This window comes from Pseudonocardia nematodicida (genome assembly GCF_040105385.1).
GTDB lineage: Bacteria > Actinomycetota > Actinomycetes > Mycobacteriales > Pseudonocardiaceae > Pseudonocardia > Pseudonocardia nematodicida.
Genome location: NZ_JBEDNQ010000014.1, coordinates 22,856 through 35,824 on the forward strand (window position 1 = coordinate 22,856; position 12,969 = coordinate 35,824).

Below are 12,969 nucleotides of genomic sequence, written 5' to 3' on the forward strand. Positions count from 1 at the left end.
GGCCCGCTCGGCCGGTGCGGGGGTGACTACCCGGTCCGCGGCGCGGGACACCCGGCCCGCTCGCGGCGCCGTTTCCCCGGACGGCGGCTGGGTAGCCGAGCGGGCGTGCGACCGGTCCGGCGGATCGCCCGTCCGGACCGCACACCGCGCCGGCCGGCCCGCGGCCGGCCGATGTCCGATGACACCGCGACCGAGGAGGTCTCCGTGACCGACAGGCCGCCCGCCCAGCAGCAGGACGCGCCCGGGGGTACCGGCCCGATGAGTCCCCGGCCCCGCGACGAGATGCGCGACTGGGTCGGGCGGGGCCCGCTGAGCGGCACCGTCGCCCTGGTCACCGGCGGGAACTCGGGCATCGGCCGTGCGGTCTGCGTGGCGTTCGCGAAGGAGGGGGCCGACGTCGACGGTGCCGCGATCATCAGCACCGGCTCGGTGAACGGTCTGCGCGGCAACAAGTCCCTCATCGACTACTCGGCCACCAACGGCGCCGTGCAGTCGCTGACCTACTCGCTGGCGCAGTCGCTCACCGGGCGCGGCATCCGGGTGAACTGCGTCGCACCCGGTCCGGTGTGGACGCCGCTGATCCCGGCCACGATGCCGGAGGACAAGGTCGAGGGCTTCGGCGAGCAGACCCCGATGGGCCGGCCGGCCGCGCCGGACGAGATCGCCCCGTCCTACGTGTTCTTCGCGGCGCCGGCGCTGTCGTCGTACTACACCGGCGAGGTGTTCGCCCCCGTCGGCGGGGAGACCATGCCCGGCTGAGGTCAGCCCTCCGCGGAGTCCTGTTCGGACATCCGCTCGCGCAGCCGGGACAGGGTCCGGGTCAGGATCCGGGAGACGTGCATCTGCGAGATGCCCATCTCGGCGGCGATCGAGGACTGGGTCCGGTCGCCGTAGAACCGCATCATCAGGATCGTCCGCTCCCGCTCGGGGAGCTCACCGATCATCGCGTGCATCTCCGAGCGGTGTGCGGCGACGTCCAGCCGCGGGTCGTCGTCACCGATCCGCTCGCCGAGCGGGGCCTCGTCGCCGGACTCGCCGTCGCCCACCGGGGCGTCCAGCGAGCGGGCGCTGTGCGAGTCGAGCGCGGCGAGGGCGTCGACGATCTCGTCGACCCCCACGCCCAGCTCGCGCGCCAGCTCGGAGGGGCGCGGCGGCCGGCCCAGCTCCTGGCCGAGCGTGTCCGCGGAGCGCTGCACCCGCACGGCCAGCTCCTTGAGGTCGCGCGGCACCCGCACCGACCAGGAGTGGTCGCGCAGGTAGCGCTTCATCTCGCCGCGGATGCTGGGAACGAGGTAGCCGAGCGGGCCGCCGGTCGCGGAGCCGGGGTCGTACCGGTCCACGGCCTTGACCAGGCCGAGCATCCCGGCCTGCTCGACGTCCTCGACACCGCGGCCCGCCGGGGCGAACCGGCGGGAGAGGTTGCGGACCAGCGGCCGGAACTCGGTGATCACGTGATCGCGCAGCGCCGGTCGCTCGGGGGCGTCGTACGGGATCGTCGCCAGCCGCTCGAGGTGGGGGATCAGGTCGTCGTAGCCGGTCCGGCCGTCACGGGCCGAGCCCGTCGGAGCCGGCGGTGGGGCAAGTGCGTGCATGCGTCCTCGCGATCGCCGATGGCAGTTGCAAGGTCCGCTGCGTGACTGAACGGGCCGGTCCGGCCCTGCCGGCGGCGTCACGCCGCCCGAGGAGCCGGACCCGTCACCGTACCCAGAGGTCCGGACGGCGACAACCGCGCGGACCTCCGGCCAGGTCTCCGCCCGGCGTGTTCTCAGGGCCCCCACAGCGTCCGGTCCCTACCGTCCGTCCCATGCCGACAGCACTGGTGACCGGCGCGAGCCGCGGGCTCGGCGAGGCCTACGCCCGGGAGCTCGCCGAGCGCGGGTACTCGATCGTCCTGGTCGCCCGGGACTCCGGACGGCTGGACGCCGCGGCGGAGCGGGTCGGGCGCGCCACCGGAGCGATCGTGGAGACGCTGGCCGCCGATCTCACCGACCCGGCCGGGCTCGCCGCCGTCGAGCGACGGGTCGCCGACCCCGACCGCCCGGTCCAGCTGCTGGTCAACAACGCCGGCCCGCCGGACGAGCCGCGCCTCGCCGCGCTGGAGCGGCTCACCCACGTCGCGGTCGGGGCCATGCGGGTCGGCGGCCGCGGCGGGGTCCTCAACGTCGCCCACCCCGGTGCGCAGTCCCGGGTGCTCGCCTTCACCGGCGCTGTGGCCGCGTCGCTGCGCGGGACCGGGGTGACCGCGACGGCGGCGATCCCCGGCCGGGTCCGCGGGGACGGGGACCCGCCCGGCCCGTCGTGGACGGAGCCGGCCCGGGTGGCCCGCCGCGGTCTCGACGACCTCGCCCGCGGACGTGCCGAGTCCGCCCCGGGCGGTGGGTACCGGGCGCTCGCCGGGTACCTGCGGGCCTCCGGGGGCGCGCTGCGCTCCGCGGTGACGGCCCGCACCCGTCCCGGCGCCGCGGACGTGCCCGGACCCGGTGACACCCGCCCGTCGCCGGTGCCCGGCCCGTTCCGCGACGCCCCGGCGAGGATGCGCCTGGTGGGCGCCGGCGCCGCCGAGGGGACCCTGCCGGAGCTCCCGGCGCGCCCGGCGCACGTGTCCGCCGGGCCGGTGCCCCACCCGCGCCGCTCGGCCACCGGCCCGCTGCCCGTCGTGCCCGCAGCGCACCGGGTCGGCTCCGGCACCCGCACGGTGCGTCCGCCGGCCGTCCGGGTGCCGGCCCTGCCCCGTCCGGTGCAGCCCCCGGTGCACGGCGCCGCGCGGCCCGCCGCCGGCTGAGCCACCGCCCGCGACGACCCGGTCGCGGGACCGCCGATCGGGCGAATCGGACGGTTGTGACGAGGGTCGCCGGGGTCCCCGGTATCGGGAACTCGATCAGATGCCCTAGCGTTCCGGTCTGCGAAGGGGAGTACTCCCGAACACGGCGTCGCCGTCATCACGGAACCAGGACGAGCTGGGCCCGGTGGCGCCGGTCCGCGATCATGCGGGCGGAGGAGACCTTCAGCGCCCGATGCTGCGCTGGAGGATCCCGCTCATGAACGTCCCTCTCTGGGTCTGGCTGGCCACGTGTGCCTTCGTGGTCGGCATGCTGGTGTTCGACTTCGTCGGACACGTCCGCAAGCCGCACGAACCGACGCTGCGCGAGTCCGCGATCTGGTCGGCCGGCTACGTCGCCGTCGCGCTGCTGTTCGGTGTCGGTGTCGGCGTCTTCTCCGGCTGGCAGTACGGCGGCGAGTACATGGCCGGCTGGATGACCGAGAAGGCGCTGTCGGTCGACAACCTGTTCGTCTTCCTGCTGATCATGACCGCGTTCGCGGTGCCGAAGATCCACCAGCAGAAGGTGCTGCTGATCGGTATCGCCATAGCGATCGTCATGCGCGGCGCCTTCATCGCGGTCGGTGCGGTGATCATCGAGCAGTGGTCGGCCGTCTTCTACCTGTTCGCGATCGTGCTGTTCTGGCTGGCGTACTCCCAGATCAAGGAGGCGATGTCCTCCGAGGAGGCCGATCCCGGCGACGCCGGGGACACCAAGCTGATCCGCGCCGTGCGCAAGGTGCTGCCGACCTCGTCGCACTACGACGGCGACAAGATGGTCACCCGGGTCGACGGCAAGCGGATGCTGACCCCGATGGCGCTGGTCATCGTGGCGATCGGCTTCACCGACCTGCTGTTCGCGTTCGACTCGATCCCGGCGATCTTCGGCCTGACCCAGGAGCCGTTCCTGGTGTTCACCGCGAACGCGTTCGCCCTGCTCGGCCTGCGCCAGCTGTACTTCCTGATCGGCGGCCTGCTGGAGAAGCTGATCTACCTGGCGCACGGCCTGTCGGTCATCCTCGCCTTCATCGGCGTCAAGCTGACCCTGCACGCCCTGCACGAGAACAACCTGCCGTTCATCAACGGCGGGCAGCCGGTGCCGGTGCCCGAGGTGCCGATCTGGCTGTCGCTGCTGGTCATCACCGGCACGATCGCGGTCGCCGCGATTGCCAGCCTGATGGTCACCCGGCGCCGCGCCGAGGCCGCGGCCGCCGCGGGGGACACCCCGCCGGCCGAGGGCGACGGGACCGCGGCCACCGAGGACGACGGCGATCTCGCTCAGACGCCGAGCAGCAACCGGGCGACCGAGAAGTAGATCAGCAGGCCGGTCGCGTCGACCAGCGTGGTGACCAGCGGAGCGGACACCACGGCCGGGTCGATGCCCAGGCGCCGGGCCAGCAGCGGCATGGTCGCGCCGACCGTCGCCGCCCAGCCGCAGATCGCCACCAGCGTCACCGCGACCACTCCTGCGATCTGCACGCCCACCAGCACCGAGGCCACCACCAGCCCGAGCCCGCCGAGCAGCGCGCCGAGCAGCAGCCCGACCCGCAGCTCCCGCCAGACGACGGCGGGCAGGTCGGCCAGGCGGACCTCACCGACCGCGATCGCCCGGACCGCCGCCGACGCGGCCTGGGCGCCGGCGTTGCCGCCGGTCCCGACCAGCAGCGGGATGAACAGCGCCAGCGCGGTGACCTGCTCGAGGGAGTCCTCGAAGAGCTGCAGCACGTTGACGGTCAGCACCGCGGCCAGCAGCAGCACGGCCAGCCACAGCGCGCGGGTCCGGGCCAGCTTCGTGACCCGGACGTACATGTAGTGGCCCGACCAGGGCGTCGCACCGGACTGGCGGGCGGCGTCCTCGGTGTCGGCCTCCTCCAGGATCTCCACCGCGTCGTCGATCGTGAGCAGGCCGAGCAGCCGGTCCTCGGAGTCGACCACGAGCAGCGCCAGCAGGTTCGCCTCGCCCATCAGCCGGGCGGCGTACTCGGCGGGATCGGTGGCCTGCACCCGTGGGACGCCGGTGTCGACCAGGTCCGCGACCCGGGCCTGCGGGCGGGCCAGCACGAGCTCCCGCAGCGAGACCGTGCCGAGCACGGTGCGGCCGGCGTCGGTGACGGGCAGGGTGTAGACGGTCTCGGCGTCGGCCCCCTTGCGGCGCACCACGGCGAGTGCCTCGGTGACGGTCGCCTGCACCGGCACCGCCACCGTCTCCGGTGACATCTCCCGGCCCACCGAGCCGTCGGGGTAGCCGAGCAGCGTCGCGGTCATCGCCTGCTCGCCGCTGCTCAGCCCGGCCAGCATCCGGGTGGCGACCTTGGCCGGGGCCTCGCCGAGCATCCGGGCGCGGTCGTCGGGGTCCATCCGTTCGACGAGTGCGACGGCGGCGTCGTCGCGCAGCCCGCCGAGCAGCTCCTGCTGGTCGACCGGGTCGAGCTCCTCGAACGCACTCAGCGCGCGGTCCTTGTCGAGCAGTCGGAACGCCCATCCGGCGCCGACGGGCTCCAGTCGCGCCAGCTCGTCGGCGATCTCGTGCGGGGGCCGGTCGTCGAGCCAGTCGCGTACCCCGATCGCGTCGTGCCGGGCCACGAGGTCGGTCAGGCGCTCCATGATGAAGATCCTGCCGCTACCGTGGGGTCACGGCCGGGTGGACCGACGACACGACACACCGCCGCAGGCGGTGGTTTGTCCGTTTCGATACGCTGGGAAGGGTCCGCCGGGGAGCTCGGATCGCCGTGGCCGTCGGCACCGAGGAGGTAGCCATGTCAGTGACCCCACCACCCGTGCCGCCACCTCCGCAGCAGCCCGCCGGGGGCGGCCCGGAACCCGATCCTGAGCCGAGGCCGTCGGCCGAGCCGCTCAACCGCCGCGAGGAGCAGAGCCTCTCCGGCCTGGAGGACGAGCTGCGCCGGTCCGCCCCGGAGCTGGAGACCGAGATGTCGTCGCTGGAGGCGGCCCGCCGCACCAGGACCGACAACGACCGGCTCAACCGGATCCTGCAGGCGTTCGCGATCACCGTGATCGTGCTGGTGCTGCTGCCGTCCGACTGGGTCGCCAGCATCCTGTCCTTCGGGCTGTTGCTGGGCATCCCGCTGGTGATGGCCTTCATCGCCGCGCGGGCGCGCAGGGAGCACACCACCGGGGAGGGCGACGACCGCCCGTCCCGCTACGACGGGCGTTCCGAGGGCGGGGAGCCGGGGGAGGACCCGGACCGAAAGGGCTGAGGCCGGCCGCGGCTACGCCGGCGGGGCCTCCGTCGCGGCTGCGGTGGGGTCGGTCCCCGTCGGCACCGGCGCCAGGCCCAGGTGGTCCCGAAGCGTCGTGCCGGTGTAGTCGGTACGGAACGAGCCGCGCTCCTGCAGCAGCGGCACCACCCGGTCGGCGAACTCGTCCAGTCCACCCGGCGTCACGTGCGGGACGAGCACGTAGCCGTCGGCGGCGTCGGACTGCACCGCGTCGTCGATCGCGGCGGCCACCGTGGCCGGGCTCCCGACGAACGTGTGCCGCCCGGTCATGTGGATGACCGTCTCGCGCAACGACAGGTTCTTCTCCTCGGCCAGCGCGCGCCAGCGGTCGGCGTCGGCCTTCGGGTCGCGGTACTGGCGGACGCTGGCCCGGCCCTGGGACACCAGCTCACCGGAGACCGGGTCGAACTCGGGCAGCGGGCCGTCCGGGTCGCGGTCGGACAGGTCGGTGTTCCACAGCTGCTCGGCGAACACGATCGCGGTCTGCGGGCTGACCTGCTGGTACCGGACGACCTCGGCCCGTTCGGCGGCCTCGGCGTCGGTGTCGCCGAGCACGAACGTCGCCGCCGGGAGGATCTTGAGGTCGTCCCACCGGCGGCCGTAGCGGGCGAGCCGGCCCTTGACGTCGGACAGGAACGCCCGTCCGGCCTCGGGGTCGGCGTGCCGGGAGAAGATCGCGTCGGCGGAGGCGGCGGCGAACTCGCGCCCCTCCTCGGAGTCCCCGGCCTGCAGGATCACCGGGCGGCCCTGCGGGCTGCGGGGGAGCGCGAACCGGCCGTGCACGTCGAACTGGTCCGAGGTGAACGCGAACTCCGAGCGGTCCTCGGGTCCGCCCCGGGAGTCCCAGATCGCGGCCGCCGCGGCGAGCTGCTCCTTGGCCCGGGAGTAGCGCTTCTCCTTCGGCAGGAACCCTCCGCGTCGGAAGTTCTCGCCGGTGAAGGCGTCCCAGGAGGTGACCACGTTCCAGGCGGCCCGGCCGCCGGAGAGGTGGTCGAGCGAGGCGAACTGGCGGGCGACGTCGTAGGGCTCGGTGAAGGTGGAGTTGATCGTGCCGGCCAGCCCGAGGTGGTCGGTGACCGCGGCCAGCGCGTTGAGAATGGTGAAGGTGTCCGGCCGGCCCATGACGTCGAGGTCGTAGATCCGGCCGCGGTGCTCGCGCAGCCGCAGCCCCTCGGCCAGGAACAGGAAGTCGAACTTCGCCCGTTCGGCGGTCCGGGCGAAGTGCGCGAACGAGTCGTACTCGATGTGGCTGCCCGACGCCGGGTCGCTCCACACCGTGGTGTTGTTGACGCCCGGGAAGTGTGCGGCGAGGTGGATCTGCTTGCGCGGCATCGAGTCTCCTCTGCGGCAGTGCGGCAGTGCGGCACCCGCCCGTCGCGGGCCCGGCACGCGGCTCTCCCCACTGCAACACGTCCGGTGCCCCGGTGTTCCCGCCACCGGGCGGCGGTCGACACCGGACTGTGGCCGGGTCAGGACGTGAGCAGCGGGCCCAGGGCGCCGACCGCGGTGTCGAGCAGGCGCGGGTCGGATCCGGCCCGCGCCCGCAGGTGCAGCCGCTCGGGCGGGACCGCGGGCAGGTCCGCGCACCGTTCCAGCCCCGCAGGCGGGTCCCCGAGCCCCGCGACGAGCGCGACGCCCAGCCCGCCACGGGCCGCGTTGAGCACCCCGGCGAGGTAGGCAGCCTCCCCGACGACGGTGCAGTCCAGACCGTGCTCGGTCAGCGTCTGCAGGGCCCGGCGGCGGATCGTGCACGGGCTGTCGATCACGACGAGCGGGATCGGCTCGCCGGCCGGGCGCCGCCAGCCGGGGGCGGCGTACCAGGTCAGCGGGATCGCGCCGGCGGACACGCTGTGGCCGTCGACGGCGTCGCCGATGTACATCGCCAGGTCCAGCGTGCCGCGGTCGACCGCGTCGTTGAGCCGGCCGGAGCGGTCGAGCCGGAACCGGACCGCGGTGCCCGGGAAGATCTCCTGCAGCCGCTCCATCACCCGGGGGAGCAGCTCGTCCGCGGCGTGCTCAGTGGAGCCCAGCACCAGCGAGTCGCGGGGGTCCCCGACGCCGAGGCGGCGCAGCGCGTCGTCGTGCGCGGCGAGGATCCGGCGGGCCTCGCCGACCAGTGCCTCGCCCTCGGGGGTGAACCGGCTGGCCCGGCCGTCCCGGCGGACCAGTGGCCGTCCGAGGGTCTTCTCCAGCCGTCGCACGTGCTGGCTGACCGCGGACTGGGACAGGCTCAGACCCGCGGCAGCCCGGTGGAACCCGCCCTGGTCGGCGACGGCCACGATGCTGCGCAGGGCGGTGATGTCCAGGACGGCGGGCACGGGGACCGACGCTAACAGCACCGATCGCGATCGCTGATCGATTGTGATGAGCATTCGTCGTTGGACGCAGGGGGGACCCCGCATGCTCTACTGATCGCGTGGCCCGCACGACGAACGCTCACCGGACCGGCATCCTGCCGGGTGCCGGCCTGCGCCGTGCCGAGCCCCTGACGCGCCGCCGGGTCATCGACCACGGCACCGTGTCCTCCGCCGCCTGTCGGCGTCGCTGATCCCGCCGGGCGCGTCCGCGCCCGTCCCCTTCCGGCCCGCCTTCGGCGTGGCCGTCCCGTCCTGCCGTGCCCGGTGCGCCGCCGCCCGGGTGCCGCACCGTGCGACATCCGTCGAGAGGGTGGTTCCCGCATGACCGTCGCGGGCGCAGTTCCGGTCGTCTCCTCCTGGACCGAGCCCGAGGGCATCGTGCCCCGGGGCACCGTGGTCGTCGTCCCCGGCCGCGGCGAGCACGCCGCGGTCTACGAGCGCTTCGGGCGCCGGATCGCGGCCGACGGGTACCGGGTGTGGGCGGTGTCCGACCCCACCGTAGACGAGGCCCGGACCCGGACCCAGATCCGTGACCTGCTCGACCGGACCCCGTCCGACGAGCCCGGCGAGGCCGGTCCGCCGCCGCGCGTGCTGGTCGGCTCGGACACCGGCGCGCTGTTCGCCGCCGGGCTCGTCGCGCAGGACCCCACGGGCGTCGACGGTCTCGTCCTCGCCGGACTCCCGCTCGGCGCCGGCACCGCCGCGGCGGCCGGCTGGGACGACGAGCTGGCCCTGCGCACGTCCTGCCCGGCCCACCAGGGGCGACTCGCGGACGACGACGCGTTCCGCCGCGGCGCCGTCGGTGAACCGGTGCCCGCCGGGTGGACCGAGCGGGCCCGGCCCGGCGCGATCACATTCCCGGTCCTCGGGCTGCACGGCACGGCCGACGCGATCAGCCCGCTGGCCGGGGTGCGCGACTGGTTCGCCGGCCTGAGCACCGGGGAGCTCGTGAGCATCGACGGCGGCGTGCACGACGCGCTCAACGATCGGACCCACCGCACCGCGGCCGCGACCGCGGTGCTGTTCCTGGAGCGACTGCGCGGCGGTACCGGACCGATCGCCCGTACCGAGTGGACGGCGGACGCCAGGTGAGCCGCTACGTCGTCATCGGGGCCGGAGCGGTCGGCGGCGTACTGGCCGCGGAGCTCCACCGGGCCGGGCGTGAGGTCGTGCTCGTCGCCCGCGGTGCGCACCTGACCGCCCTGCGACGAGGGCTGCGGTTGCTCGGCCCCGACGGGGAGCATCACGTCACCGTGCCGGTCTCGGGCGACGAGGGTGTCGACCTGCGCGACGGCGACGTCCTGGTGCTCGCGACCAAGGCCCAGGACGCCGACGCGGCCCTCGCCACCTGGGCCGCGCGGCCGGTGAAGGACGCGTCCGGCCGGACCCGGACCGCGGGCGAGGTGCTGCCCGTGCTGACCCTGCAGAACGGTCTCGACACCGAGCGGGCGGCACTGCGCCGCTTCGCGACCGTCTACGGGGCCGTGGTGTTCTCACCGAGCACCTACGTCACCCCGGGGGAGGTCGAGGCGCCCGGCGCGCCGGCGGCCGCGCTGGTCTGGGTCGGGCGTTACCCCGCGAGTCGCGACGCGGTGCTCGAGCGGATAGCCGAGGACCTGCGGGCGGCCCGGCACCCCACCCAGGTGGTCGACGACCTGCCCCGCTGGAAGGCGGGCAAGCTCCCCGCCGTCATCGGCAACGTCCTCGACGCCCTGTACCCGGCCGGACCGCTGCGCGAGCGCGCCGCCGCCGCGCTGCGCGGCGAGACCCGGCGCGTCTACCGGACCGCGGGCGTCGAGCCTGCCGACATCCGCGCCGAGACGACCCTGGACCTGGGCGAGCTCAGCACACACCCGATCCCGGGCCGCGCCCAATCCGGCCGGTCGACCTGGCAGAGCTTGCGTCGCGGGGTCTCTCCAGAGACAGACTTCCTCAACGGCGAGATCGTGCTGCTCGCCGCGCTGCACGGCATCTCCGCACCGCTGAACGCCGCCGCCGCGGACCGGCTGCGGGCCGCCGTGGCGGCCGGGACCGACGCGGGCGGGCTGGACGACGCGGACCTGCGCGCCACGCTCCCGGGCGTCGAGGTGCTGGTCGACGCCGACGCCCTGGCCGCCGAGCTGGCGGGTCCGAACCCACCGACCCTGCTCGACGTCCGGTGGGCGCTCGGGGACCCGCACGGCCACGACCGCCACCGCGCGGGCCACCCGCCCGGCGCGGTCTACGTCGACCTGGACACCGAGCTGGCCCGGCACATCGACGACCCCGCCGACGGCCGCCACCCGCTGCCCGACCTCGCCGACCTGCAGGCCGCCGCCCGCCGCTGGGGGGTGCGGGCGGACCGGCCCGTGGTCGTGCTCGACGACGCCGGCGGGCTTGCCGCCGGACGCGCCTGGTGGCTGCTGCGCTGGGGCGGGCACCCCGACGTGCGGCTGCTCGACGGTGGGCTGGCCGCCTGGCGTGCCGCCGGACACCCGCTGGCCACCGGCGACGAGCCGGTGCCCGAGCCGGGCGACGTCGTCCTCGACGGCGGGCACCTGCCCACACTGGACGCCGACGGCGCCGCGGAGCTCGCCCGGGACGGCGTCCTGCTCGACGCCCGCGCGGGGGAGCGGTACCGGGGCGAGACCGAGCCGGTCGATCCGCGCGCCGGGCACGTCCCCGGGGCGCGCAGCGCGCCGACCGGCGACAACCTCGGCCCGGACCGCCGGTTCCGGCCCGCCGCCGAGCTGCGCACGCGGTTCGGCGCGCTCGGGGCGACCGGCACCGACCCGGTCGGGGTCTATTGCGGATCCGGGGTGACCGCCGCGCACCAGGTCGCGGCGCTCGCGTCGATCGGGGTGCCGGCCGCGCTCTACCCCGGGTCCTGGTCGGCCTGGTCGAACGACCCGGCCCGACCGGTCGCCACCGGGGACACGCCGTGACCTTCCCGCTCACCCGCCGTCGCGTCATCGACCACGGCACCGTCGGCTCCACCGGCTGTCGCACCTGCTGAGACGGGTCGGCCCGCCGCCCCGTCGCCTCCGGTTCCCGCGTGCCCGCACGCACCCCGTCCCGCCGCCGCGCGGGCCGCCGACCCGCACCCCGGGCGGCGAACCCGGAAGCAGGAACCCGTGACCAGAGTTCTCCCGCCCGCAACGCCCCACCCGGCTGCGCTGTCCGAGCCGGCCGGACCGCCCGGCTTCTCCGCGCTGCCCGGCTGGACCGACGACGCCGCGGCCCGGGCCGCCGCCCGGCTCGACCGGTCCGGCTTCGACCCCGGCTCCGACCCGGACGCCGTGGTGGTCGCCCGCTCGGTCGACGACGTGACCACCGTGCTCACCCACGCGCACGCCACCGGTACCCCGGTCGTCGTCCGCGGGGCCGGGACCGGGCTGTCCGGCGGCACCGTGGCCGGCGCGGGCAGCGTCGTGCTCGACCTGAGCCGGCTCGACCGGATCGTCGAGGTCTCCCCGGCCGACGAGCTCGCCGTCGTCGAACCCGGGGTGATCACCGCCGACCTGGACGCGGCCGCGGCCGCGCACGGCCTGCGCTACGCACCCGATCCGGCCAGCCTGGCGATCTCCACGATCGGCGGGAACATCGCCACCAACGCCGGCGGTCTGCGCTGCGCCAAGTACGGGGTCACCCGGGACTCGGTGCTCGGCCTCGACGTCGTGCTCGCCGACGGCCGCCGCATCTCCACCGGGCGGCGCACCGTCAAGGGCGTGGCCGGCTACGACCTGACCGGCCTGTTCGTCGGCTCCGAGGGCACCCTCGGGGTGATCGTCGGCGCGACCCTGCGGCTGCGCCCGGTCCCGGTCCGCACCGCGACCCTGGCCGCCTGGTTCGACGACGTCGAGGCCGCCGCCGCGGCCGCCGCGGCGATCACCGCCGCCCGGCTGCAGCCGGCTGTCGCCGAGCTGCTGGACACCGCGTGCCTGGAGGCGATCGCCGAGGCGGGCGGCACCACACCGCCGGGCGGGGCGTTCCTGCTGGTCCAGACCGACGGCTTCGGCGCGGACGCCGAGATCGACGCCGTCCGCGCGGTCGTCGAGCCGCTCGCACGCTCGGTCGAGATCGCGGCCGACGACGCCGCGGCCGAGGAGCTGCTCGCCACCCGCCGGGCCGGTCTGCCGGCCCTCGAGCGGCTCGGCCGGGTGCTGGTCGAGGACGTCGCCGTGCCCCGGTCCCGGCTGGCTGAGGCGGTCACCGCGATCGCGGGTATCGCCGCCCGCAGCGGCATCCGGATCGCCACGATGGCGCACGCCGGCGACGGCAATCTGCACCCGATCCTCGTCCTCGAAGCCGGCCGCGAGCTCGACGACCACGTCTGGGCCGCCGCCGGCGAGGTCTTCGGCACCGCGCTGCGGCTCGGCGGCACGCTCACCGGGGAGCACGGCGTCGGCCTGCTCAAGCGCCGGTGGCTGCGCGACGAGCTCGGCGACGTGTCCCACGACCTGCAGCGTGAGCTGCGCGCGGTGTTCGACCCGGGCGGCGTCCTCAATCCCGGCAAGGCCCTCTGAACCTCCGTCACCCGCGGGACGCACGACGGCGTGCGCCCCCGTTCCGTCGC

General features: G+C 75.3%; 11 protein-coding genes. 7 read left to right on the forward strand and 4 right to left on the reverse strand.

Annotated elements, in window-relative coordinates; translation table 11 throughout:
- The first annotated feature begins 258 nt into the window (after positions 1 to 258).
- Positions 259 to 759 carry an SDR family oxidoreductase gene (locus WIS52_RS27855; protein WP_349301546.1) on the forward strand — a complete coding sequence of 167 codons (501 nt, stop codon included), beginning with the start codon at positions 259 to 261 and terminating at the stop codon, positions 757 to 759.
- Positions 760 to 761: 2 nt separating this feature from the next.
- On the opposite strand, the gene WIS52_RS27860 is transcribed toward WIS52_RS27855, so the two are convergent.
- The gene (locus tag WIS52_RS27860) at positions 762 to 1,592 is read right to left on the reverse strand and encodes a SigB/SigF/SigG family RNA polymerase sigma factor (protein WP_349301371.1); all 831 of its coding nucleotides are present in this window, start codon (positions 1,590 to 1,592) and stop codon (positions 762 to 764) included.
- Between the two features lie 212 nt (positions 1,593 to 1,804).
- On the opposite strand from WIS52_RS27860, the gene WIS52_RS27865 reads away from it, so the two are divergent.
- On the forward strand, positions 1,805 to 2,782 hold the full coding sequence (locus WIS52_RS27865; RefSeq protein ID WP_349301372.1) for an SDR family NAD(P)-dependent oxidoreductase: 978 nt from the start codon (positions 1,805 to 1,807) through the stop codon (positions 2,780 to 2,782).
- 256 nt (positions 2,783 to 3,038) lie between these two features.
- Complete coding sequence (locus WIS52_RS27870) at positions 3,039 to 4,133, forward strand: TerC family protein (RefSeq protein ID WP_349301373.1); 1,095 nt, start codon at positions 3,039 to 3,041, stop codon at positions 4,131 to 4,133.
- On the opposite strand, the gene mgtE is transcribed toward WIS52_RS27870, so the two are convergent.
- Positions 4,097 to 5,422 carry a magnesium transporter gene (gene mgtE, locus WIS52_RS27875; RefSeq protein WP_349301374.1) on the reverse strand — a complete coding sequence of 442 codons (1,326 nt, stop codon included), beginning with the start codon at positions 5,420 to 5,422 and terminating at the stop codon, positions 4,097 to 4,099. The two genes, WIS52_RS27870 and mgtE, sit on opposite strands and share 37 nt — an antisense overlap.
- 152 nt (positions 5,423 to 5,574) lie before the next feature.
- On the opposite strand from mgtE, the gene WIS52_RS27880 reads away from it, so the two are divergent.
- Positions 5,575 to 6,036 (forward strand): hypothetical protein, encoded by a 462-nt coding sequence (locus WIS52_RS27880; protein ID WP_349301375.1) that lies wholly within the window; start codon positions 5,575 to 5,577, stop codon positions 6,034 to 6,036.
- A gap of 12 nt (positions 6,037 to 6,048) precedes the next feature.
- Here WIS52_RS27880 and WIS52_RS27885 read toward each other — a convergent pair whose 3' ends face one another.
- On the reverse strand, positions 6,049 to 7,389 hold the full coding sequence (locus tag WIS52_RS27885) for an NtaA/DmoA family FMN-dependent monooxygenase (RefSeq protein WP_349301376.1): 1,341 nt from the start codon (positions 7,387 to 7,389) through the stop codon (positions 6,049 to 6,051).
- Positions 7,390 to 7,526: 137 nt separating this feature from the next.
- On the reverse strand, positions 7,527 to 8,375 hold the full coding sequence (locus WIS52_RS27890; RefSeq protein WP_349301377.1) for a LysR family transcriptional regulator: 849 nt from the start codon (positions 8,373 to 8,375) through the stop codon (positions 7,527 to 7,529).
- A gap of 360 nt (positions 8,376 to 8,735) precedes the next feature.
- Here WIS52_RS27890 and WIS52_RS27895 point away from each other — a divergent pair, with 360 nt between their 5' ends.
- The 3 genes from WIS52_RS27895 to WIS52_RS27905 all read left to right on the forward strand — a co-directional run bounded on the left by WIS52_RS27895 (position 8,736) and on the right by WIS52_RS27905 (position 12,919).
- Complete coding sequence (locus tag WIS52_RS27895) at positions 8,736 to 9,506, forward strand: alpha/beta hydrolase (RefSeq protein WP_349301378.1); 771 nt, start codon at positions 8,736 to 8,738, stop codon at positions 9,504 to 9,506.
- Complete coding sequence (locus tag WIS52_RS27900; protein WP_349301379.1) at positions 9,503 to 11,338, forward strand: rhodanese-like domain-containing protein; 1,836 nt, start codon at positions 9,503 to 9,505, stop codon at positions 11,336 to 11,338. The genes WIS52_RS27895 and WIS52_RS27900 overlap by 4 nt, the downstream gene beginning before the upstream one ends.
- A gap of 189 nt (positions 11,339 to 11,527) precedes the next feature.
- The gene (locus WIS52_RS27905) at positions 11,528 to 12,919 is read left to right on the forward strand and encodes an FAD-binding oxidoreductase (protein ID WP_349301380.1); all 1,392 of its coding nucleotides are present in this window, start codon (positions 11,528 to 11,530) and stop codon (positions 12,917 to 12,919) included.
- Positions 12,920 to 12,969 lie beyond the last annotated feature (50 nt).

Coding starts and splice junctions, on each gene's coding strand:
- WIS52_RS27855 (WP_349301546.1), top strand. CDS start 259: ATGAGTCCCCGGCCCCGCGACGAGATGCGCGACTGGGTCGGGCGGGGC.
- WIS52_RS27860 (WP_349301371.1), bottom strand. CDS start 1,592: ATGCACGCACTTGCCCCACCGCCGGCTCCGACGGGCTCGGCCCGTGAC.
- WIS52_RS27865 (WP_349301372.1), top strand. CDS start 1,805: ATGCCGACAGCACTGGTGACCGGCGCGAGCCGCGGGCTCGGCGAGGCC.
- WIS52_RS27870 (WP_349301373.1), top strand. CDS start 3,039: ATGAACGTCCCTCTCTGGGTCTGGCTGGCCACGTGTGCCTTCGTGGTC.
- mgtE (WP_349301374.1), bottom strand. CDS start 5,422: ATGGAGCGCCTGACCGACCTCGTGGCCCGGCACGACGCGATCGGGGTA.
- WIS52_RS27880 (WP_349301375.1), top strand. CDS start 5,575: ATGTCAGTGACCCCACCACCCGTGCCGCCACCTCCGCAGCAGCCCGCC.
- WIS52_RS27885 (WP_349301376.1), bottom strand. CDS start 7,389: ATGCCGCGCAAGCAGATCCACCTCGCCGCACACTTCCCGGGCGTCAAC.
- WIS52_RS27895 (WP_349301378.1), top strand. CDS start 8,736: ATGACCGTCGCGGGCGCAGTTCCGGTCGTCTCCTCCTGGACCGAGCCC.